At 58.3% G+C, this 22494-nt stretch carries 21 protein-coding genes; 6 read left to right on the forward strand and 15 right to left on the reverse strand.

Annotated elements, in window-relative coordinates; translation table 11 throughout:
- Positions 1–122: 122 nt before the first annotated feature.
- From DXX99_RS09650 to DXX99_RS09675, 6 genes are all read right to left on the reverse strand, one after another.
- Positions 123–569, reverse strand: a complete 447-nt coding sequence (locus tag DXX99_RS09650) for a universal stress protein (RefSeq protein WP_165847809.1) — start codon at positions 567–569, stop codon at positions 123–125.
- Positions 562–1986 carry a sigma-54-dependent transcriptional regulator gene (locus tag DXX99_RS09655; protein ID WP_115793281.1) on the reverse strand — a complete coding sequence of 475 codons (1425 nt, stop codon included), beginning with the start codon at positions 1984–1986 and terminating at the stop codon, positions 562–564. Before DXX99_RS09655 ends, DXX99_RS09650 begins: the two co-directional genes overlap by 8 nt.
- Entirely contained in the window at positions 1961–3796 is a 1836-nt protein-coding gene (atoS, locus tag DXX99_RS09660) for a two-component system sensor histidine kinase AtoS (protein ID WP_165847810.1), read from the reverse strand. The genes DXX99_RS09655 and atoS overlap by 26 nt, the downstream gene beginning before the upstream one ends.
- Before the next feature lie 169 nt (positions 3797–3965).
- Positions 3966–4763 carry a TIGR02186 family protein gene (locus tag DXX99_RS09665; RefSeq protein ID WP_115793283.1) on the reverse strand — a complete coding sequence of 266 codons (798 nt, stop codon included), beginning with the start codon at positions 4761–4763 and terminating at the stop codon, positions 3966–3968.
- Positions 4763–5668, reverse strand: coding sequence for a sulfite exporter TauE/SafE family protein (locus DXX99_RS09670; RefSeq protein WP_115793284.1), 906 nt, complete (start codon positions 5666–5668; stop codon positions 4763–4765). Before DXX99_RS09670 ends, DXX99_RS09665 begins: the two co-directional genes overlap by 1 nt.
- A 12-nt stretch (positions 5669–5680) precedes the next feature.
- Complete coding sequence (locus tag DXX99_RS09675; RefSeq protein ID WP_115793285.1) at positions 5681–6094, reverse strand: hypothetical protein; 414 nt, start codon at positions 6092–6094, stop codon at positions 5681–5683.
- Positions 6095–6485: 391 nt separating this feature from the next.
- Here DXX99_RS09675 and DXX99_RS09680 point away from each other — a divergent pair, with 391 nt between their 5' ends.
- Positions 6486–6755 (forward strand): hypothetical protein, encoded by a 270-nt coding sequence (locus DXX99_RS09680; protein ID WP_115793286.1) that lies wholly within the window; start codon positions 6486–6488, stop codon positions 6753–6755.
- Positions 6756–6761: 6 nt separating this feature from the next.
- Here DXX99_RS09680 and gltX read toward each other — a convergent pair whose 3' ends face one another.
- From gltX to DXX99_RS09700, 3 genes are all read right to left on the reverse strand, one after another.
- Positions 6762–8225, reverse strand: coding sequence for a glutamate--tRNA ligase (gene gltX, locus DXX99_RS09685; RefSeq protein ID WP_240610897.1), 1464 nt, complete (start codon positions 8223–8225; stop codon positions 6762–6764).
- A 27-nt stretch (positions 8226–8252) separates the two neighbouring features.
- A complete protein-coding gene (locus DXX99_RS09690) occupies positions 8253–10160 on the reverse strand; it encodes a chloride channel protein (protein WP_115793288.1) in 1908 nt (635 codons plus the stop codon).
- A 288-nt stretch (positions 10161–10448) separates the two neighbouring features.
- A complete protein-coding gene (locus tag DXX99_RS09700) occupies positions 10449–11360 on the reverse strand; it encodes a copper amine oxidase N-terminal domain-containing protein (RefSeq protein WP_115793289.1) in 912 nt (303 codons plus the stop codon).
- Positions 11361–11532: 172 nt separating this feature from the next.
- Between DXX99_RS09700 and DXX99_RS09705 the strand changes: the two genes are divergently transcribed.
- The gene (locus DXX99_RS09705; RefSeq protein ID WP_115793290.1) at positions 11533–11871 is read left to right on the forward strand and encodes a nucleotidyltransferase family protein; all 339 of its coding nucleotides are present in this window, start codon (positions 11533–11535) and stop codon (positions 11869–11871) included.
- Positions 11868–12341, forward strand: a complete 474-nt coding sequence (locus DXX99_RS09710; protein WP_115793291.1) for a ribonuclease toxin HepT-like protein — start codon at positions 11868–11870, stop codon at positions 12339–12341. The genes DXX99_RS09705 and DXX99_RS09710 overlap by 4 nt, the downstream gene beginning before the upstream one ends.
- Before the next feature lie 302 nt (positions 12342–12643).
- Here DXX99_RS09710 and DXX99_RS09715 read toward each other — a convergent pair whose 3' ends face one another.
- The 4 genes from DXX99_RS09715 to DXX99_RS11375 form a co-directional block, all read right to left on the reverse strand.
- Positions 12644–13207: a ribonuclease toxin HepT-like protein gene (locus DXX99_RS09715; RefSeq protein WP_115793292.1), complete on the reverse strand. Its 564-nt coding sequence runs from the start codon at positions 13205–13207 to the stop codon at positions 12644–12646.
- Entirely contained in the window at positions 13204–13566 is a 363-nt protein-coding gene (locus DXX99_RS09720; protein WP_240610898.1) for a nucleotidyltransferase family protein, read from the reverse strand. The genes DXX99_RS09715 and DXX99_RS09720 overlap by 4 nt, the downstream gene beginning before the upstream one ends.
- A gap of 155 nt (positions 13567–13721) precedes the next feature.
- On the reverse strand, positions 13722–15071 hold the full coding sequence (locus DXX99_RS09725; RefSeq protein ID WP_115793294.1) for a sugar transferase: 1350 nt from the start codon (positions 15069–15071) through the stop codon (positions 13722–13724).
- Between the two features lie 106 nt (positions 15072–15177).
- A complete protein-coding gene (locus tag DXX99_RS11375; protein ID WP_134643002.1) occupies positions 15178–15390 on the reverse strand; it encodes a hypothetical protein in 213 nt (70 codons plus the stop codon).
- A 267-nt stretch (positions 15391–15657) separates the two neighbouring features.
- On the opposite strand from DXX99_RS11375, the gene DXX99_RS09735 reads away from it, so the two are divergent.
- Entirely contained in the window at positions 15658–16023 is a 366-nt protein-coding gene (locus DXX99_RS09735; protein WP_240610899.1) for a HEPN domain-containing protein, read from the forward strand.
- Positions 15965–16291 (forward strand): nucleotidyltransferase domain-containing protein, encoded by a 327-nt coding sequence (locus tag DXX99_RS09740; RefSeq protein ID WP_115793297.1) that lies wholly within the window; start codon positions 15965–15967, stop codon positions 16289–16291. Before DXX99_RS09735 ends, DXX99_RS09740 begins: the two co-directional genes overlap by 59 nt.
- 4 nt (positions 16292–16295) lie before the next feature.
- On the opposite strand, the gene DXX99_RS09745 is transcribed toward DXX99_RS09740, so the two are convergent.
- The gene (locus DXX99_RS09745; protein WP_165847812.1) at positions 16296–16901 is read right to left on the reverse strand and encodes a TM1812 family CRISPR-associated protein; all 606 of its coding nucleotides are present in this window, start codon (positions 16899–16901) and stop codon (positions 16296–16298) included.
- Between the two features lie 13 nt (positions 16902–16914).
- Entirely contained in the window at positions 16915–18510 is a 1596-nt protein-coding gene (locus DXX99_RS09750) for an RNA-guided endonuclease InsQ/TnpB family protein (RefSeq protein ID WP_115793299.1), read from the reverse strand.
- Positions 18511–18976: 466 nt separating this feature from the next.
- Here DXX99_RS09750 and DXX99_RS09755 point away from each other — a divergent pair, with 466 nt between their 5' ends.
- Positions 18977–22243 carry a S8 family serine peptidase gene (locus DXX99_RS09755; protein ID WP_165847813.1) on the forward strand — a complete coding sequence of 1089 codons (3267 nt, stop codon included), beginning with the start codon at positions 18977–18979 and terminating at the stop codon, positions 22241–22243.
- The last annotated feature ends 251 nt before the right edge of the window (positions 22244–22494 follow it).

A 22494-nucleotide genomic window follows, 5' to 3' on the forward strand; every position in this document is an offset into this window, starting at 1 on the left:
TAGAGACCTCACCCTCCTGAGTGGTTGGATTGTCAACTGCTCGTCCCTAGCAAGGACGGTGAGGTCTCTTCTTCTTTTTCTCCTCCCTCGGCTCCTGCAAGAACTCCTACGGTAACTTTACACTAACATCTCGTCTTTACCACCACTAAGGGAAGGGGCAGAAGGTGCGAAAGGCGGTAGACTTCGCTGCTCAGCACGTAGTGCAACCGGTCATCGGTCCCCTTATCGCCTACTACCACCAACGCATAATCGGACTCGCTCTCGACCAGACGCTTGACCGCCGCTACCGGATCCTCTGGCAGGGAGAGGGTGCGGACACCGACACCCGCTATCCGGAAGACAGCCAGAGCCTCCGATAGCGCACTGTCGGCACGGAGCCGGAAGTAGCGCTCGAACTCTTCCTGAGCCAGCCACCCTGCTCCCGGCAGGGAAGGAACGGCGTCACGCAAGGGAGAAGCGTAGAGCAACACCACCTCCAGCTCCGGATTGGCCTTGACAAGCCTGACCACGAAAGAGGCTAACTCGCGAGCTGTGTCTTCGCCGTCTACCAAAACCAAACACTTAGGCACGCTCAATGCCCCCAAACACCTTTTTTAGTTCATGATGGTCTTTATCGTTCTCCGGATCGGCAATGCCAAGCTCCTTCATCTTGGCGTAAAGAGTGGTGCGGCTCATTCCTAGAGCCCGGGCTACCGCCGTCTTATTTCCCCGGTGCTCTTCCAGCGCCCTGAGGATAGCAGAACGTTCCATCTCCGCCACCATCTCCTTTAGGGGCAGCACCCTCTTATCCTCCGCCGGGTGCCAGGTCTCAGACCGGCTCCGCACCGCCCGCAAAAGGTATTCTGGCAGACTCTCCGGAGTTATGACATTTCCCCGCGCCATCAGCACCGCTCTTTCGCATACGTTGCGCAACTCCCGCACATTGCCGGGCCAGTTATACTGCAGCAAGATGTCGGCCACGCTACGCGTAAGCCCGGTCACCTGCTTGCCGAACTTTCGGTTGCTGAGACTTACGAAGTAGTCCACCAGGAGCATCACATCCTCCTTGCGTTCCCGTAGCGGCGGCAGCCTTATCTCCACCACGTTGAGGCGGTAGTAGAGATCTTCGCGGAAAAGGCCAGACTTTACCCGCTCCTCCAGATCCTTGTTGGTGGCCGCGATAATGCGCACATCCACCCGCCTGGTCTCCGTCCCCCCCACGCGCTCGAAGGCTTTCTCCTGTAGGAAGCGCAAAAGCTTGGCCTGCAGGGCCGGGCTTATATCTCCTATCTCGTCCAGGAAAACCGTGCCCCCGTCGGCCAGCTCGAACTTACCTAGCTTGCGGGTGTGGGCTCCGGTAAAGGCTCCCTTTTCGTGCCCGAAAAGCTCGCTTTCCAACAGGTTCTCGGGAATGGCGGTGCAGTCTATCTTGACGAAGGGCCTACCCTGGCGCGGGCTGTTGTAATGGATGGCCTCTGCCACTAGCTCCTTGCCAGTCCCGCTTTCCCCTTGAATCAGCACTGTGACGTCCGAATCGGCAATCCTTCCTATGGTCTTGTAGACTTCCTGCATGGCCGGGCTGCAGCCAATAAGCGTACCCGGGCGCGGTGCGACTTCCCCCTTACCTACCGTCACCAGAGGCTCGGTCACGGTAGTAGCTTTCTCCAGCGTGGAAAGAAGCTCATCTAGGTTGATGGGCTTCACGATGTACTCGAAAGCCCCGTGGCGCATGGCGTTAATGGTGGTCTGGGTATCGCTGTAAGCGGTCATAAGGATTACGGGTACCCCGGGATACTTCTCCCGCAGGACCTGCAGCACTTTTATCCCGTCCATCTCCGGCATGCGGATGTCTAGGAGCACAGCGTGGGGACGGATGAGGTTCACCTTCTCCAAAGCTTCCCGGCCGCTGGTGGCCGTCACCACGCTGTAGCCCGACTCCTCTAGGACGTCCTTCAGAGCCTCGCAGACGCTTTTCTCATCGTCAACCACCAAGATGAGCTTCGCCACTGACACCCACCTCCTGCAGGGGAAGATAGACCCGCATCGTGGTCCCCTTCCCCAGCTCGCTCTCCACCTCTATTCTGCCTCCGTGCGCCTCCACCACCTCTTTGGCCAGGGAGAGGCCCAGTCCCGTACCCTGTGGCTTGGTGGTGAAGAAAGGCTCAAAGATTTCTTTCAGGTGCTCCGACGGGATGCCACAGCCGGTATCCGCCACCTCGATCACCGCGTGCCGACCGTCCCCGGCCTTGTAAGTGCGCGCGGAGAGCACCCCTCCCTCTGCCATAGCCTCGCAGGCGTTGAAGAAGAGGTTTTGCAAAACGCGCCCCATCTGCTCCGGGTCAAGCGGCACCCGAGGTAAGTCGGGAGCTAAGTCGGTTTCGATCTTTATCCCCACCACTTCCTCGAAGAAGCGCAAAGAGTCGCGCACCAGCTGGTTAACTTCATAGGGAACCTTCTTCACCTCCGCCGGCTTGGCCAGGCAGAGCAACTTTTCTACCAGATTATCCAACCGATCGATCTCTTCCCGCATGGTATTGAGCGGCTTCTCTGGAAAGCGACCGCTCTTCTGCCAGAGTTGGAGGTAGCAGTTGATGGCGGTCAGGGGATTGCGGATCTCGTGCGCCACCCCGGCTACCAGCCGACCCAGCGAAGCCAGTCGCTCCTGCCGCCGCATCTCCCGCTGCAGCCTCACCTGTTCAGTGACATCCTGCACGCAGAGTACCGCTCCTATGGGCTGCTCCTCGACAAAGAGCAAAGCAGTACTCACCAGCAATTGCCTCTCCTCCCCCCCATCCCCCTTACAGGCCACCAGTCGGTCGCGCACCTCTTCGCGCCTCTCTAGGGCCCGGCGCAGAAGCTCGGCGAAAGGGGTGTTTACTGGTAGCACTTCCCGGAAATTCTTCCCACCCCAGTCGGCCGGCAAGCCTAAGAGCCTCACCGCCGCGGCGTTGGCCAGCATAATCTGGCCCTCCATATCGACCACTAGCAGCCCCTCGGCGATAGTAGCCAGCATCACCCGTGTGTACTGCTGGGTTCGCAGAAGCAGGGAAGCCAGTTCGTTTACCGCCGCCGTTATCTCCCCCAACTCTCCTGCTGCCGGCTTCAGGGGGCGGGAAAGATCGTAGCGTAGTTGCTTGAGCCCTTCCTTTATCTGATTCACGTTCTGGACAAAGCGGTGTACCACCGCCAGGGCACCTCCGAACCCCGCCAGCACTCCCAGTGCAATGATGGCGTAGGCGGTGGCCAGCACCGCGTGCCGCCGGGCAGCCAAGTGTCCCAGGCTCTCCGTAGCCCAGACCGCCCCTATTATCTTACCGTCCCGGTAAAGGGGCTGGTAAACCTCCAGGATTCCTCCCTCGGCTGGCCCCAGCACTTCAGTCTTTTCCCGGCCCCGCATGACCTCTAAGAAGTTATTCCGCCTCCGGCTGGAGAAGTTCTCTCCTGCTTGGCTTTGCGGGGAGCCGTCGATGATCCGGTCTAAAGAGGCGGAGTAAAATCCCGCCTCTACCCCGGGATACTGGGCCTTCACGCGCTCGATCACGCCCCGCAAGGCCGAATTGAGCACCGCCACCTTCTCCCGCACGGGGGTGTCTTCCGGCACCCCCCGCTGGGCCAGCAGGACGTCGAATCCTCCGGCGGGAAGCCCGGCGTCTAACTGCTCCACCACCCGCTGGAGCTTAAGCTTCTGGGCCTCCAGCATGGCCGCCTCGCTCTTGTTTATGGTATGCAACATGAAAATCGTCACCGCTACCGGGACAAGTAACAAGAGGGCTACCAGCGCTATAATCTGTCGTCCGAAAGCAAAGGAGAACCGCAAAAGCCCCTTCTCCCTCCCGGCCGAAAGTAGCTTCACTTCCCATAATAGCGCACGGCTGGGCTTGGGAACAAGGAAGAAATCTATGGTTCAAGCCTTTTTATGACGAAAAGGCAGGACTCTTCATCCTGCCTTTTCGTCGCAAGGCTATCCGGCCCTTCCAGGCCCGCCTTCAAGCCCGCGAAGTACGCCGGGGTATGCCGAAGCTCAGGAGACGGTCGAGCAAGCCGAAGCCCATCCCAACTCCTAGCCCTGCTATGATAGCCAGCATAACTGCCATACCACCGTAGACCGGTCCCTCGGTTCCGGCCAGCACGCGCAGCCACCGCACCAGTCCCCGGCTCTCCACCCGGAAGGAAGTGGCCTCCCGGCCCACCACCTGCCCGTTCTTGACGAAGTGGGCCGTTACCTGGATTTCCCCCTGCGGGGTTCCCGGCGGCACGTCCACCGTCACCTGGAAGTGGCCGTCGGTAACTTTCACTGCCCCTTCGCGGACGGCGTAAAGCCCCTTGTTCTGGTATTCTTGGGCCAGAAACTGGAGGAAGGGCAGGGCTGCCTGGCGGTCAAGCAAACGTTTTTCCTCCCCCGTGGTGTCGTAGACCTCTGCCTTTCGAAAGGCTTTCTGGTAACCCTCTAGCTCCTCCCGGAGCGCAGGGGGGAGCTGGCTTAAAGGACAGGAAGTGTAGACCTGGTAAAGCTTGGGCACTCCTTTAATTTCCGCCTTCTGCTTGTTGAGCCAGAAGGGACCGACGTGTCCCAGCCGGTTGACCGGGACTTTTACAGGAGGAGAAAGGACCTCCACATACACGTTGCAGCCCGCCGGCAGAGCGCCGGTGACGGTCACCTTGTCGCCCGCAAAATTAAGCCCGATCCCTACCTTATCGGGGCTAACCTCCAGGGCAGACGCCGGTAGGGCAAAGCCCAGCAGAAAAAGGAATAGCCAGGAAAGGAGTCTTAATCCCCACCGCATTAGTGCCCACCTCCAAAGGCGAAGAGCACTGGAGGTGGAGTTACCAGCTGGTAAAGCATTTTGGCCATAACAGCCAGTACGATGATCGAGAAGGCTATACGCAACTGCTCCCCCGCCAGGCGGCGGCTGACCTTAGCCCCCAGCTGCGCCCCTATGGAGGAACCCAGCAGCAGCAAAACAGCCAGTACCACATCCACCGTACCGTTGACCGTAGCCTGGGCCAGGGTGACGTTGATGGCAGTGAAGACCACGGTGAATATGCTCGTCCCTACCGCTTTGAGGGTGGGAATGCCTAAGAGGTAGATCATGACGGGCAGCATGATGAAGCCACCCCCCACCCCCATGATCGCCGCTAGCATGCCGATGAGGAAACCTAGGAGGAGAAGCGCCAGCGCCGAGCACTCTATACCCGATACTGGGAAGTAAAGGCGCCAGGGCAAGGTTCGCACCCACTTGGGAGGGTGAGGGGTTTCCAGCGCGTGCTCCCTGCGCCTGAGCGCCCGCAGGCTCTCTTGAAACATGAAGACCCCTACGCTCAAGAGCATGACCACGTAGGCTACCTTTACCACGAAGTCGAAGTGACCGAGCGTCCGCAGGTGCCGCACCAGGTCGGTACCTATGGTTCCACCCAGAAGCCCGCCCACCAGGATGATCGAGCCCAACTTGAAATCCACGTTGCCGCTGCGGGCGTGGGCTACCGTTCCCGAAACCGAAGCCGCCACGATCTGGTTGGTGTCGCTAGCTGTAGCCACAGCCGGCGGCACCCCTACCATCAGCAGCACCGGGGTGAGGAGGAATCCCCCTCCCACGCCGAAGAGCCCGGAGAGGAAGCCTACCACTCCACCTAATCCCAGCACGGCCAGGAAGGGCAAATCCATGTTGGCAATGGGCAGGAAAATATGCATCGCCAGCACCCCCTAGAAGGCCCGGCGCTCGCGGGCGTAGGCAGGTTCGGCCTCGGCCGCCATCTCCTCCCCCTCCAGCCGGGAGAGGTAGTATTGCTTGAGCGAGCTAGAGAGCTTAGCGGACATTCCCATAAGGGCCAGGAGCAGCATCATGATCCCGTAGGGGAAGAGACGCACTGTAGGCGAGTGACGGGTGAAGATATGCCCCTCACTGTCCTTCCAGGAATAAACCAGCAGGGTCTCCGGATCCTGTTCCACGATCACGTGGCGGTGAGGATCGTAATAGTCGCGGAACACCCAGTGCTGCAGCGCGTAAAGCCCAGCCCAGAAGGCCGCAAGGGTCACCAGGGTAACGATGACCATAACGCGCCGCTCAATGCGCTTGACCGCCTCGCTCTTTTCCTTAGGTGTAAGCTTTTTTGTCATCTGTAAACCCCCCTAACTGTAAAGCTTTCCGGACTTGTTCCCAAAGGTGCGTTCTAGCCCACAAAAACCTTTCTCTGCCTAAAAAACCACCCTTACCTCTTCCCCCAAGGTGCTTTTTCCCCTTTACTAAAGCGCCTTTTTCACCTCCGTGCACAAGCTCTTCCTACCCCTTTGCCCCTGCAAAAAACATGCCAATCCCTCGGAGGCTGCCGAAGGGCATCACAAGCGCCCTCCTGTCAAACACTGTTCAGAAAGCGAACAGCATGTTATGTAAACTTGACAGTTATCTGGACACCGCTGTCCAGTCAGCCGAGCCGATCTAGGTCCGGAGCATGGCACAGTTTTTGCAGATAAGAACTCAACGAAGATAAGGTGTCAGGAGGGAGTAAAAATGCAGGCCAGATGCAAGAAAAAGGTAATCAGATGGGCAGTAGGAAGCTTGCTTGTAGTCCTAGGGTTTCTGTGCGTGACTGGGATAACAAAGCAAGCCCTCGGCGTGGTGGGAGGCCACGTCCAAGGGCTTGCCTGGGACTTCTATCTCCTTTTCTTAGGAGGGGCCGTCTACGCCGCCGGTCTCTTCTACCTCATCCTCTACGGCTCGTTCCTCTTGACCTTCGCTTGGCTGCTGCAGAGTCAGGCCGAACACCGGCACGAAAACTGAGCCCTTTCATATATTCTCCTCTATCCACTGCGCCGCCCTTTCCAGCCGCGCCAGGCACCTCTCCTTTCCCAAGAGGGCCATGATTTCGAAAAGCCCCGGCCCTACCGTCCTGCCAGTCAGGGCCAGCCGCGTGGGATGAATCAAATCCCCCCCTTTGATCCCTTTCTCTTCTATCAGCCGGCGGTAGGCGGCCTCGATACTCGCCTCGTCAAAGGAAGAAATCCGAGACAAGGCCTCCTTTCCCTCCTTCAAGAGCTCGGCCACGCCGGGGCGACGGAAGAACTTGTCCACCCCCTTAGGATCGTAAGCGAAGTCGTCGCGGAAAAAGTAAGAGCTCATGTCCACCAGCTCCACCAAGGTGCGGGCCCGCGAACGTACTGTAGCCAGCACCTGCAGGACATAGTCCCGCTCCGCCCTCTCTATTTCTTCCCCTAGTCCCGCCTGTCGGAAAAAGGGAAGGGCAAGCTCATACAGGCGCTCTAAAGGAAGAAGATTTAGGTACTGGCTGTTAAACCAGGTGAGCTTCTGGATATCGTAAATCGCTGCGTGCTTAGAAACCGCTTCTAGAGAAAACCGGGCAATTAACTCATCTTTTGAAAAGATTTCCTGCTCGTCCCCCGGCGACCAGCCGAGCAAAGCCAGGTAGTTAAGCAAAGCCTCGGGCACAAAGCCCTGAGCCCGGAACTCCTCCACCCCGGTGGCTCCATGCCGTTTGGAGAGCTTGGAGCGGTCCGGGGCCAGGATCATGGGCACATGAGCGAAAGCAGGCGGCTCGTAACCTAAAGCGCGGTACACCAGCAGCTGCTTGGGAGTGTTGGACAGGTGCTCCTCCGCCCGGATGACGTGGGAAATCTTCATGTGAGCGTCGTCCACCACGCAGGCAAAGTTATAGGTAGGCACGCCCGACGACTTCATGATGATGAAGTCGTCCAGGGTGGAACAGTCGAAGACCACTTCTCCCCGGATGAGGTCGCTCACCACTATTTGTCCTTCCGCCGGTACTTTCAAGCGCAGAGCTGGCCTTATGCCCTTGGCTTCCAGTTCCGCTCTCTCTTCCGGGCTGAGGTTACGACAGCGGCCGCTGTAGCGGGGCACCTTCCCCTCCCTCCGCATCCTTTCCCGCTCCGCCGCCAGTTCCTCCGGCGTGCAATAGCAGGGATAGGCTAAACCCGCTTCCAGGAGCCGCCTGGCCTCCTGCTGGTAAAGCTCCAGCCGCTCCGACTGCCGGTAGGGGCCGTAGGGGCCGCCGCGATCTGGGCCTTCGTCCCACTCCAAGCCCAGCCAGCGAAGACTTTCCAGGATGTTGGCCTCCGCTTCTTCCTGGTGGCGCTCAAAGTCGGTGTCCTCCAGCCGCAAGATGAACTTTCCGCCTTGTGAGCGGGCAAAAAGGTAATTGAAAAGGGCAGTTCTGGCACCCCCGATGTGCAAGCTCCCTGTGGGGCTGGGAGCAAAACGCACGCGCACGCTCAAGAAAAGCCTCACTCCTTTTCCCAGTAATCAACCGCCTTCTATTATACCGCTTGCTCGCTTGTCCATAGCCCTCTCAGCTTCCTTTGCAGAAGACGGGGCCTGAAGCTCAGCCTGCCTGACTTCTTGCGCCAGCTCGCGGTAGTAGGCCTGAAACACGTCGTGATGCGTAAGCCAACCAACCAGCCGGGAAGGATCCTCCTCGTGTACCACTGGCAGGCGCTTCATGCCCGCGGAACCCATCTTCTTCACCGCGTCCTGGAGGGTGTCGGAGGGAGTTAGAAATGCCACCGGAGGCGGCGTGATTCGTTCCAAGGGAAGACGAGCCTGTCTGGTGCGGGCCGCCACCTCCAACCCGGCCAAGGAAACTACTCCCAGAAAGCGCCCCTTGGAGTCGAGCACCGGGAACCATCTGAAGCCGGAACTCAGAGCTTTCTGGTAGGCCTCCCGCACCGGCAGGCTTCCTTCCAGAGTATAAACGCTGGTCACCATAGCCTCTTTCACGGTGATATCCCTCAGGATATCCGAGCGGCGAGCCGTGAAAACGTCATAGCCCATCTGGATGAGGCGCGCCATGTAGAGGGTCTTGTGCGTGAGCGCCTTAGAAGTGTAAGCGCTCACCACGCAGGTTATGGCCAGCGGAACAATCAGATGAAAGTCCTTGGTCATCTCGGAGGTCATAACCAAGGCGGTAAGGGGAGCCTGGGAGAAACCGGCAAAAACTCCCCCCATTCCTAGAAGAGCGTAGGCACCGGGGGGAGCCGTCACTCCCGGCGCCAGGTGCTCGAAAAGGTAGCCGATACTGGCCCCGAACATGGCGCCGGTGAAGAGGCCGGCCCGGAAGCCGCCGCCCGTCGACCAAGCCCCCATGGTGAGAGAAACACTTATGAGCTTCAGCAGGAGCAGAAAAAGCATGATGGAGGGGAGGGAGTGGCCCAAAGGAGTCAGGTCTATATGGGGCAAACCGAATTTTGGACCCAGGGAGCCGGCCACATCCACATCGGTGAGGGCTAGGTTGATCCCCTGCGTCCCGCGACCGTGGGCCAGGGGAACCAGATAGTTAATCACCCCTATACCCAGACCGCCCAGGAGAGGGATCAGCAGGTAAAAGTTGCGAGGGACCTGCTGCCTTATGCGACGGAAAAGGGCTTCTGACTGCAACACCACCCCGACGTACAGAAGCCCTAAAAGGCCGCAGAACACTCCCAAAACGATGAACCAAAAAAGTTCGTCCGGGCTTTTTATGGTGTAGGGAGGAGCAAAAAATTTGGGGGCGTTTCCCACCAGACTGCGGTAGACCAGAGTAGCCAAAGTAGAGGAGATAATTATGGGACCGAAATAATCGATCTTAAATTCCCCTAGAATAACTTCAAAGATCAGTAGAGCACTGCCCAGGGGAGAGTTGTAGTTGGCCCCTATCATGCCGGCCACGCCGCACATGATGAGCAGGCGCACCTTGGACTCGGGAAGTTTAAGCCACCTTCCCAGAGTATAGCCCGTCTCCAGACCGAGCTGGGCCAGTGAACCTTGCTTGCCGGCCGCTCCTCCCACAGCGATACAGATGGCCGCGTTAAAAGAGCGGGCCAGCGCCACCTGCGGCCTGATCTTGCCGCCCCGCAAGGTAACGGCCTCGATCACACCCGGTATACCGTAGCTGCTGCGTGCCTCACTGGTAAAGGCCAGGTTGAGAATCCCTATGATCAGGCCTCCTGCCAGGGGGGCCAGGAGAAAATAAAGGTTGTGCGTCGGAGGATGACCACCATGGCTGGCGCACAACCCCTGAAGCAGGTGAACCAGATGGTAATACCCTACGGTTAAAAGACCAGTTATACCTCCTATCACGGCAGCCAAAAGGAGGGAAGAAGGCTGGTTCACTTCTCCCCGGAGCTGGCCGGTAGTCGCTTTCCATCTGGTCCAAAACTGGCTCCAGTTCTGCATATTAGGCTTCCAACGCCACCTTCGAGACAGAAAGCAAGTTTAACGGAAGATTTAAGTTCAGTGTAGCACAAGCTTCTCCAGTGGACAACCACCCCTTGACTCCCTCTGCCACCTTCGCTTGCAGAGCACGCAGAAGTTCGAACACCGAGTGTCCCCAAGCGAGCCCGCCGAACCTTTGAAAGGCGGCTTTAGTTAAACGACGACAATCCTAACCGCCGATGTCCGCACACAAAAAGCACCCCGGGGCATTCTTGCACCGGGGTGCCCTTTCCGTTCCTCAGTCTTTTGCTATTCTATGTCTACCACCCCGTTCACGTAATCGACTTGCCTGCCCAGGGCTTCGCCCATGTAGCGCACGGGGATCACAGTTCTGCCGGAAATCTCCCTGGCCTCCACTTCCATCTCCTTCTCTTGCCCGTCAACCAAGTACTTCCTACTTCCCAGGAAGAAGATCACCGTTTTGCCGTTGGCCGGGTTGGTGATGGTCACCTGCCCGGTCTCCTTGTCGAAGTCGACCTGGAGGCCTAGGGCCTCTGCCACCTTTCTCACCGGGACCATGGTACGCCCGTTTTCGATAAACGGCGGGACATCAAAAGTAATCTCCCTATCCCCGTAAACTACGGCCACCACGCCCAGAGCCTCCCCCTTGCGGGCAGGGAGGATGCGAAGCACCTTCACCTTCCCCTCGGCATCGGCCTTGATCTTCACCATGGCGCCCTCCTTCAGGGCTTCCATGGGATCGGTGTACTCCTTCTTCAGGTGGCCCACCAGCACTATCTTGGTGGAGGGCGTCAAGGTGAAAGTCTCCTCTTTCTGATAGCCTATGCCACCCTTGACCACCGTCAGAGTATCGCCGTAGACTGCCGTAACCACGCCCGCGAACTCGATTTTGTGCTCTCCGTAGACCTTCTTCTCTACCGATTCTTTCTTGCGTTCCTCCTTTTCCTTCCGCTCCCTCTCTTCCTTGCGCTCCTTCTTCTCCTTCCCTTCCTTTTCCTCGTAGACCCTGCCGGCTACCGTGTTCCCTTCGCGCTCCTCCGTCTCCACCCGCGCCTCTACCTCCTGCTCCTCACCCTCGTTGCGGAGTTCGGTTCTCACCTTGACCTCCTTTTCCACCCTCGGCTTGGCTAAGACAGGCGCAGCCAAAACGGAAAGCAGGAAAAGAACCAGGACTCCAACGCTCAAGCACCTGCGTAACACTCAGACCACCCCCTTGGAAAGACTTTCACTCGAATATTTCGGAAATCCCGCCCGGTTTTTGAGGGTGGTTTTCGGCACCACTCGCAAAGCCAGTGCTATAATAAAGCCAAAGGTACCGGGGATTAAAGTAGGCACACGCTCTGGGCTTCCTTGAAGACCGAGGAAAAGAGACATGGAATACGATATTTCTTTATGGGAAAAAGTGGTAGAGGAAAAACGCCGGGAAAAAGAAGCGAAGCGGAGAGAAGTGCTGGCCTGGGCAATCGAGGCGCTGAAGCAATACTTCGCCGATAAAAAAGTAAAGCGGGTCTTTCTGACGGGCTCCATCTTAAAAGAAAACGGCTTTCATGACTTTTCCGATATAGATGTAGCCGTAGAGGGACTGGAGGAAGACTTTTTCCGCACCCTAGTGGAACTGGAAGATATACTGGGGAGAACAGTGGATCTCATAGAGATGGAGCACTGTTGCTTCAGAAGAGAAATCGAACAAAGGGGACTGAGGCTGAAGTGAGAAAGCAAGACCTGGCCCTGCTACTGGGTTATTTTTCCCACCAAAGAGAAATAATAAATGAGCTGATGGGAAAGATCCAAAAGGCCGACACCTCTACGGAGGAAAGAACTATAGCCCTGGGATACCTACTTCACAATCTTTACTGCGCCTTGGAAGACCTTTTTAGGGAAGTAGCAGACACCTTCGAAAACAAGATTGAGGATCCCTCAAGATACCACCGGGAGCTGCTTAAAAGAATGGCTCTGGAGGTTCCCAAAATTAGACCCCGGCTGCTGTCCAGAGAGAGCCACCAGTTGCTGGAAGAGTTGCGGGGCTTTCGCCACGTTTTTAGGCACTCCTACACTTACAGCCTGATCCCAGAAAAAGTGGAAGCTTTGAAGGAGAAAATCCTTTCCGGCTGGGCAGCCGTGGAAAAAGATCTGGGTGACTTCGAGCTCTTCCTGGGAAAACAGCTGGAAAAGCAGAGCTGAACGTGGGTGCTCTTCTCATGTCGGCCTTGCCTGCTCTTCTCTCAGACACTCCACCGCACGCCTGAGCCCCTTCCTAAAGCTCGGAAGGAACACAGGTCCAGCTGGTAAAAGCGGCAGGAAGGGTGAAGATTTTCCACTCGCCCCGGCTTAAACCATCCATCGCTACCTCGTACCTCTCGACTAGAACGGTGTCTGCCATATGAGAGCCGATAAACCTAGCCCCGCCGGTCGCCAACGCGCGCAGAAACAGTTCTCCTCTTCAATTGGTTTCATCCTGCAACATTACAAACTCCCGGAGTTCTCTACAGTCTGGGGCCCTTCCCAGGTCCTTTCCGTGGTTTCCCAGGGTAATCTACTCTCTCCGAGAGAGCCAGCATCCGCTCGAAAAAGGTGCTTAACTCTTCCTTGATTCTCTCAAACAGCGAAACGGCTTTCAGTGCTAGTTCCTTTACTCTCTCTTCCTGTAAGCTATGGCCGTAAATGTTTCTGAATAAATGGCGGAAGCGGCGTAGTTCATCTAATTCCACCGCCAACTCCTGGGAAATCACCGGCGGGCGGATACCAGGTATTTCACGAGATATTTGCAAGAGAAGATCCCTGTGCCACGACTCGCCTTTGGGAAGCAACTCGTCCACCTCCGTGGCCAACATCTTGAAAATGCGCTCCACGCAGAGGTAGAAGTCATCCAGAGCTGCTCCCAATAAAAGGCAGGCATCAGATACGTCCAGAAGGGACGCCTGCTCTGACCTCCCTCTGACCCTTTCTAATAGAGTGAGGTATTTAGAGATTCGCTGCTTGATGACCGTCAGCTCCTCTAACTCAGCCTCCACCCGGGTTCTAATCACATTTATTTCGCGGCCTGTCATAACTCTACCCCTTTCGCCAGCACCCTCTCCCGAAGAGATGGGAGAGCATCCTCTTGGCAGACCACGGTGCATTCGAAGGGAAGGGCCGTCTCTTCCACCTCGACTTGCATTCGCCAGAAGTCACCCTTAAAGCCCCACACCATGATGTCGATGTCGGAGCGCTCGTGGAACTTGCTCCACCCCGCCAGGGAGCCGTAAAGCATCACCTTTTCCGCTCCGTATTTCTTCTTAAGGAGCTCCGCCACGGCTCGGGCCTTCTCCAACGCGGCCTTCTTTCGGGCAGCCAGCCTTTCTTCTTTCTCTTTTGCCCGCCGGGCGTATTCCCTAATGAAATCCTCCGACGGCTCCCACTCCGGCATCTTGCTCAAGGCAAGCTTCTCCTTTCTCTAAGCCTCTCTACTGCGATTTTACACCGAGTTTCCCTAACCAAACCACGTCTCCTACACTTTGCAGTTTTACCCATAGCCTAGTGTTTAGGGGGATAATGTCTGCCACGCGAAAAAGGTCTCCTTCTTCAACTTGCCTTGTCCCGCAGCATCATAACGCTTAAAGTCCGCAGGATAATCCGGAGATCGGTTAAAAGCGAAGCCGACCGAGCGTACAAAAGATCGTACCTCAGCTTGTCTTCCGGCAGGGTGCTGTACTCCCCTTCCACCTGAGCCAGCCCCGTTATGCCCGGAGGCAGGCAGTGGCGCAGATGATACCCCGGTATCTCCCTCTCCAGCTGATTGACGAAAAAGGGCCTCTCCGGCCGGGGACCCACGAAGCTCATATCCCCCTTCAAAACGTTCCACAGCTGGGGGAGTTCGTCGATACGGGTGGCCCGCAAAAAGCGCCCCACCCTGGTGAGGCGGGGGTCGTCCGGGGTGGCCAGGACGGGGCCGGTATCCTTTTCCGCCTCCGGCACCATGGTCCGGAGCTTGATGAGGCGAAACACCCTCCCTCCCTGGCCCACCCGCTCTTGCACGTAAAAGGCCGGAGCTCCGGGGGAATCGAGCTTTACCAGTAAGGCGCCCAGCAAGATGACGGGAAGCGCCGGAACGGCAAGAAGAAACGCCAAGGCGAAGTCCAAAAGTCTCTTCCAGCCTCCCACTGCCATCTCCTGCAGGCCGAGTATGTGGAAGGCGGGGATGCCGTTAAGCGGCTCCATGGAGGCTCCAGCCAGAAGTAAGTCTTCCAGCCGGGGTATTAGAAAGACGGAAGTGCCCCGCGCCACCGCCTCGGCCATCAGGCGGCTTCTTTCTCCCTGGGGCACGGAAGAGCAGAAGAGCACCCCCTCCGGTTGTAGCCGCTCCAGGACCAGAGGGAGCTCCTCGTAGGTGGCCAACAAAAGGGTGTCCCCTTTTTGGTCCGGGGGCACGGTGTCGGTGACGATACCGCGAACCTGAAAGAGCAAAGGCCGGTGCTTCTCCAGTTGCTCCCGGCGCTTAAAAGCCTCGTCCAAGGGGCCCACTATCAGCAAAGTTAAAGGCCCGTGACGGCGCAAAAGCCAAGACCACAGCGCCCGCCGCCAGGAAGCCAGAAAGATAAGCTGCAAGATGGCAGCCAGGAAGAAGATGGACCGGGGAAAAGCGTAAGTTTGCATGATGTAGGAAAGACTCAGGCCTGATAGAAGCAAAAGCGCCACCACACAGACCAGGGAGGAGAAGATTTCCGCCCAGCGCCGACGCTGAGGTGAAGTGATGCCGTAGACGTAAAGGAGCAGAAGAGCGGCCAGCGTGAGCCAGGGAGCCAGTTCCAGATAAGCGCTCCAGTTCTCCGGTGGAAGACTCCCCCGGAAGCGAAGGAGGAAGGCCACCAGATAGCCGAGGTGAATGCAGCCCAAGTCCCCTAGAATCAAAGTTATTCTCGCCCAGCGTGACATCCGGCAAACCTCCGAACCAGCCGATCCAATTGCTGGAGCTTTCGACAAAGAAGCCGCTCGTTCCTGCTGGAAGCCTTCCTTCTCGAAGTCCTTCCTAGTGGTAGCTCTAAGGGGCGACTCGCATTTTACTCCTCCGCCGGAGTTCCCGCACGAAGAGAACGGCATCCTCGATCCCCTGGAGCTCCTCAGCGCAGCAGCCTATGTAGTCGTGGATTGGAAGCGGGGGCTTGTGTGCTCTGAGATAGAACCCTTCATCAATGCGAACCAACTCGAGCTCCCGTATTTCTCCACCAATACCCAGAGCACGTCGTACTTCCAAAGGTATCGTTACTTGCCCTTTCGGGTTTAACCTAAGAGTCCATCTCGAGGCAGAAGTCGCTTTCTCCGCCGCCCTTTTCTCGCACCATCCTCAATCTCTGTTTCACGACAAAGTGCATCTTATACAGCTTTACTAAAGAAAGGAGAAGCAAGGATGCACCGGCTTTAATGTGGTATACTTTTGCCAGGAAGGAGAAGCGAGGATATGCCTGAGCGGAGTGCCGACTGGATAAGACAGGCAAGGCGCGATCTCGAGGCCGCCCGGAGGATGGCCCAGGAGGCCTTCTTTGAGTGGGCCTGCTTCGCCGCACAGCAAGCGGCCGAGAAAGCCGTGAAAGCCGCTTTTCAAAAGCTCGGCGGGCTCGCTTGGGGACACTCGGTGTTCGAACTTCTGCGCGCTCTGCAAACAAAGGTGGAAGTGGAGGAAGAGCTCCTGGACTGCGCCCGCACGCTGGACAGATTCTACATTCCTGCAAGATACCCCAACGGATTCGCCGCCGGGAGCCCTTTCGAGTATTTCACGGATAGGGAGGCAAAAGATGCCCTCTTTTGTGCGGGAAGAATCGTGGAATTCTGTGAAAGTGTTTTGGCTCGAGAGGGAAAAGCTCATCGAAGCCCTGAAGGAGGAAGCTGAACGCCTGGGCAGAGAGAACCCAAACGTGAAGAAAATCGTCCTCTTCGGCTCCCTGGCCGAGGGGCGAGCGATACCCGGGAGTGATGCCGACCTCCTCATCGTCCTCACCGAAAGTGACAGCCCTTTTCTGGAGCGCCTAGCCGAGTGGTCGGCGAAGATGAAAATCGATTTCCCCGTAGAAGTTTTTCCCTACACTCAGGAAGAGCTCCATCTACCCCTCGTCCGCACCGCCCTGGAAAGCGGAATCGTCCTCTTTGAAAGGCCATGAGCACTCAAATATCACTTCCACTGGAATCTTCTGGTTTTAGCAGATCTTTTAACTTCTGTCTTAGCTTCTCAGCGTTTTCCTTTACCGTTTTTGGCGAAGCCACGCTGTCCCTAAATGCACAGTGGGCCACGTCGTTCCGCAAATCTCTTATTAGCTGTTGCCAAAGATTGGCTGCCGCCTCCTTTGCCTCGGACCAGGAGTTAAATAGCCGAAATATTTCTTCTTTCCTCTTCTTTAGCTCTTTCTTCTTTAGTTCCTCCGACTCTTGCTTTTTCTCCCCTATTACCGCCTGATTAGACGCGGCTGCGTTCAGAACTGCCTCCAGTACCCCCGTACGCACCTCCTGCTTAAGCCAGTTGGGCTCCCCCACCCGCCAGGCCAGCCAGTTGACCATCCACTCCCGCGCCAAAAGCACCGCCTGAACCACCAGGTCTTTCTGGAGATAATAATCGATAAGCGCCAGCTGCCGTTCGAGATTTTCTCGGGTAAGCGTGTTTGCCTGCTCCGTTGCCAAGGGATAAAGCTCGTGATCGATCCGAGAAAGGATATACTGGAAAGGTTTGGCCCAGCGCCTCGCCTCCCTTTCTACCTCCCGCAACAGCTTTTGCACCGTTCCTCCCATGCTAGGTTATGCTAGGTAAAACTCCGGAACATAAGAGTCTAATCAGTGTGGTTAAGTTAGCCAGGAAAACGCTTCCAATGTATCCTAGCGTGGTAAGAGTCATCGCTTCCTCGCGGGAAGCTCCCTGCGACGGGAACGGCTGCGCCGCGCCGCCAACCCTATAGGAAAGCGGCCTCTTGAGCCTGGAACCGAACCTCCCGACGTTGAGGCTCCCCACGTAGTCCCGGTCGGCGCTGTACCCGCAGGAAGGACAGAAAAACCAGGAACCGGAGTCCTTCTCCTCAGGCTCACTTGGCGACTTGACGTGCTTGCCTTCCTTCAGGCACCTGGGGCAAACGGTGCTCGTGCCGCCTGGTGGAACCGGTACGACCTTAATCCCTAGGAGTCTCGCTTTATACCTCAGGAGCCTGAAGAGAAGCCCCCTCACCGTGGTGGTTACCCACCAGTTGAGGTCTTTCGGCCTCCCCTTCTTCCCACGCAGGGTGAGGAGCCACTCTACGAAGATGTACCGGCAGTCGAAAGCCTTAGCTAAAAGCACTAAAAGGCTTGATACCTGGTGGGCGAGCTGGTGCTGTATCCGGTGGTACTTCTGCCAGGCGGAGGCTATCATCCGGTTGTACTTTTTCCACTCCGGGCTTTTTCTTTCGAAGCGGTCGCGCATTTCCTGAAGCCGGCTTATTTGCTGCCGGATGCGAAAGAGCTTGGCTTTTAAGGCCTGCCAGAAGACGAAGAAAGGAGGGGTGAGCTGCCCCTCTCTGGAAACTACGGTGCCGGTGACGAGCTTCCTCTGCCCCCAGTCAAGCCCCAGCGCCCGGTCTCTCTCACCCGAAGGTGCTTTTTCCGGCACCTCCACCTTGACGTCGAGAAGAGCGACGAGCTTGCCTGAAGGCTTAGCTTTTAGCCTCAGGTCGGGGGCATGAAGCTTTCCTCCCTGGGCCAGCTTCTCTTTAAGCTCCTCCGGCAGCCTGACCTCGAAGGAGAACCACTGCCAGTCTTCTTCTTTCTTGGGCTCGGGGCAGGTAGGAAGCTTCACCCGGCCCCGCAGCACTCTCCCGTCGCACTCGTACTTCATCACCTGTCCTCTCTCAGGGCCGTCGTCCGCAGAAACCGTAAGGGTGAACTTCTTAGGCGCGGGCTTCTTCTGGAGCTCGAAGAAGTCCTGAGGAAGCCTCTCGTGCTCGGCGTAGAAGCTGGCCATGGCCTCGGCCACGTTGAAGAGGTACCCGAACTTCTCTCCTTCCCCGTCTTTTTTGAGCAGGTCGTAGAGCTCCTTCGCGGCGTCTCTGGCTTTCCCGTTGAAAAGCGGCAAGAGAAGCTCGAAGATGCGCTTCCTCTCGGCCATGGAGCGTAAGAGGCGACCTGCCGACTCCAAAATGCAGCGCCAGACGCGGCTGGGGATGTAGACGTCCTGCGGGCGGGAAAGCTCCGTATCCAGAAGCTTCCAGGCCTTACCCGAGGAAGAAGCCACGGCTTCCAGGCCTTCAGGCGACCAGTACGTCCCCAGCACCTGCTCCTGAAGCTTAAGGCCCAGGGCAGTGAGGTTCATCAAGGGCCCTACCAGTTCGTCAGGGAGTCTTAAGCTGGTCGTCAGTATCAAGGCGGGAGAGCTCCTCCTCTGCTTTCTTTGCCACCCTGTACGCACGTATTCCGCTGTACTTCGATGTATTTAGGCAATTACCAAGGATAGTGCAGCAAACTGGTTAGCTACTAACAACCCCACAGGTGAAAAGTTCCGTGCGCTTTGTATCAGCCAAAACGTATTTTCACGAAAAGAGACTGGGAAGAGAGCTTCTTGCGCCGAAAAACTGCTTCCGCTGTCGCTTGATGGAAATTTTACATCCAACTCACGCACCTGTCAAGCAAAAAGTAACCAAATTCTCCTAGTTTCTCACCAGTGCAGATCCGGCTGAAAGATCAGAACCTTCGCAACTTTCCGCCACCTCCGGCCTTCGAACTCCCCACCTCTACACCGGCAGAAGGCAATTAAAGCTCTGCTCTTCGGTGGCCGAGATTACTTTAACAGGAAACCCAGGATGCAAAAACCTGAACCCGGAGGTGGTAGCTTGAGAAAACGGAGTTCGTTAAGGCTTCTGGGCTTGCTGGTGACGGCCATCCTGGTGCTGAGCCAGGTGCTGCCCGCAGTGGCCGCACCTGTCCCGGCACAGGCACCTCCCGCGCAGACGTACGTTCCCGGTGAGGTGATCGTGAAGCTCAAAAAAGATGCGCTGGAGGCAAAAACCTTTGAAGCAGCGGCAACCGAGCTCGCGACCAAGCACGCGCGCCTGGGTCTCAAAATGGCCCGGCAGCTGCCACACGGCGCGGCCCTCTTCAAGACGGGAGCGGACGTCCGGCAGGCAGTGGCAGCGCTCAAAAACGACCCGCGGGTGGAATACGCCCAGCCCAACTACATCTATCGCATCCGCGCCATCCCAATTGATCCGCTGGCCAACTGGGGCATAACCAACCCGACCTACGGGGTGCAGGCACAGCCCGCCTGGCAGTACACCCAGGGCAACGGAGTAGTCGTGGCAGTACTGGATACCGGCGTGGACTACAACCACCCGGACCTGAAGGACAACATGTGGCGCGACCCGCAGACCGGCACTCCGGGCTACGACTTCGTGAACAATGACCCTTACCCGATGGACGATAACGGCCACGGCACCCACGTGGCGGGCATCATCGCCGCGGAACTTAACGGCCAGGGAGGGGTGGGAGTGGCCCCGCAGGCCAGGATCATGGCGGTTAAAGTAATGAACGCCGACGGCTGGGGAACCTCCGTGCAAATCGTGGAGGGCATCAACTACGCCGCGAGCCACGGGGCCAAGATCGTCAACATGAGCTTCGGCTGCACCGGCTGCGAGCCCGACTACCTGGAATACGAGGCGATAAAGTCCCACCCGGACGTCCTTTTCGTGGCCGCTGCGGGAAACGAAGCCAGCAACAACGACCAGGTGCTGACCGACCCAGCCGGCTTTACTGTTAACTGGGTGGTTTACAACCTCGCCGCCCTGTCCAACGTCATCGCCGTGGCAGCCCTGGCCGATCCTTCCCGCTCCCCCGGAAACCTGGCTTCTTTCTCCAACTACGGGCCGAGCTCCGTGGCCCTGGCCGCTCCTGGGGAAGACATCATGAGCACGGTGCCCTCTCCCCCACCCGGCGGTGGTGTGGCCCTGGCGGTTTATAACCCGAGCTCCGGCTACAAGGTTATGTTCTGGGGCTTCGGCGCGGAGGACTTATACGACCCCTCCGGCGGCACCTCCACGACGGGCGCAGTTTACGACAGCATCGTGCGGACGGTCTACGGTTTCTTCGGCATAACCCCGGCGCTCACGCAAACCAAGCCGCTCCTGCTGGTTAACGACTGCCAGCCCGGCTACTTCCCCGATGTGAGCCCCATTTACACCAGCGCCCTGAGCACGGCCGGCTACGTCTACACCCTCTACACCGTGCCCAGCGGCACCGACGGCCCGGCGGTGGATGCCACCGTTTACAGCGGGGTCATCTGGTTCACCGGCTATGCCTACTGCAGCAACCCCAACAACGCCGACCCCAACAATCCCTCTACCTGGATACCTGACCTGACCGGCACCGATCAGAATAACCTTATTCAGTACCTGGCGGGCGGCGGCAAGCTCTTCCTCTGCGGCCGGTACGCCGGCTACGGGATCGAAAGCACGCCTTTCTACCATAACTACCTAGGAGCGCAGTTTATCAACCGGTGGGACGGTCCCTCGGTAGTTACCGGCGTGTACGACCCGTACACCGGAGCCAGTTACTTGATGACCCCCTACAACCGCGCCGGCGTGCTGGCACCGGCGGTTCCCTACGCCAGGGTAGTGCTCTCCTACCAGCCCTACGAAGCCTGGTCCGGAACCTCCATGGCAGCACCCTTCGTCTCCGGCGCGGCCGCCCTGGCCCTCTCCCTGCGCGGCGACCTCAGCCCCGGCCAGCTAATCAGCATCTTGGGGTCGCAGGCGACTCCCCTCCCCGGCCTTAACGGCAAAGTGGCCTCCGGCGGCACCCTCAACGCCTACAACGTCGTGAACTACGTCCGCTCCCTGCCCGCTCCCGGTGGGGGAAGCGGTGGCGGAGGCGGTGGTGGCGGTGGTGGTGGAGGTGGTGGCGGGGGCGGAGCTCCTGCCAAGAAGGAAGAGACGCCATCCGGCGTGGCGGAGCTGGTCACCACCGGTGACAGGCAGCAGCTGTCCCTTCCCGACGGGAAGGCTTCTCTGGAGATACCCGCAGGAGCTCTGCCCGCGGGAACGAAGGTATCGGTCAAAATCGCCGCCGGGGCGCCGGAGAAGCTCCCAACAGGTCTGCTGGCCGCGGGGCCGGTGGTCAGCATCGAGAGTGATGCCCAGCCCGCCAAGCCGGTGAAGGTGGCCCTGGCCTTCGATCCGGCCAAGCTCGGCGACCTGAGCCCCTTCTGCTGCCTGGTCTTTCGCCAGGAGGCTGACGGCACCTGGCAGCCGGTGGGCGGCCGTCTGGATTTCGCGAGCTCGCGGGTGGTGGTGGAGCTGGAGCACTTCTCCAACTACGCCGTGCTGGCGGTGCGGAAAGAATTCCCCGATGTCGCCGGGCACTGGGCGGCCAAGGATATAGCCGTCCTGGCAGCCCGGGGGGTGGTCGGCGGCTACCCCGACGGGACCTTCCGCCCCGATGAAGCGATAACCCGGGCGGAGCTGGCGGCCATGGTCTGCCGCCTGCTGGGACTGGAAGCCCAAACGCCGCCCCACTTCAGCGACGTACCGCCTGGGGCCTGGTACGCTAAGGCGGTGGCGGCGGTCAGCCAGAGAGGGATTATGGTGGGAGACGGCGATAAGTTCCGTCCTGAAGATACCCTTACGCGCGAGGAGCTGGCGGCCGTGGCGCTCAGGCTAGCCGGCATTCCCCAGCGGCAGATGGCGCCTAACTTCCGCGACGCCGAAGAGATCAGCCCCTGGGCGCGGCAGGCGGTGGCCACCGCGGCGGCCGCCGGGCTGGTCTACGGGGTAGGAGAGGGCGAGTTCGCTCCCCGGCAAAAGGTTACCCGGGCCCAGATGGCCGCCATCCTCTACCGGGTGGCCCAGCGTCTCGGCCTCTGGGTGGAAACGGTGACCCTCAAGGGTCACCTCGCCTGGAGCACCATCGAGAAGCCTCACTGGGAGCTGGTGGCGGGCCAGGACATTTACGTTCTCCTGCCCGACCAGGCGGACACTCTCACCACCCAGGCACTCCGGGAAAGCAAAGGCAAAGAGGTCACCGTGAAGGGATACCTGGAAGGCGGGCCGAACATCTACATGCGGGGCAAGCTTTTGCGCTTGCTTGCCGTCGAGCTGGCGTACTGATTGCGCCCTCGCTGAAGAGAGCACTTAAGAAAGAGCCGGCTGTCTCTAGGGCGACCGGCTCCTTCTTTTAATCTTCGGCCGCTGATATAGAGAGCGTACAATTTCAGTAGGTGACGGAGGAGGTTCATGAAGGAGGAGACCTCGCCCCTCGCGGACAATTTTCATGGACTGAAAGGAGGAGCGAGGTCTCATGCACAATCAACCTATTTCAGACATTCAACCTCTTGCGGACATAATCCTTCTTCTGGGGG

The sequence above is a fragment of the Ammonifex thiophilus genome, from assembly GCF_003368535.1.
GTDB classification, from domain to species: domain Bacteria; phylum Bacillota; class Desulfotomaculia; order Desulfotomaculales; family Ammonificaceae; genus Ammonifex; species Ammonifex thiophilus.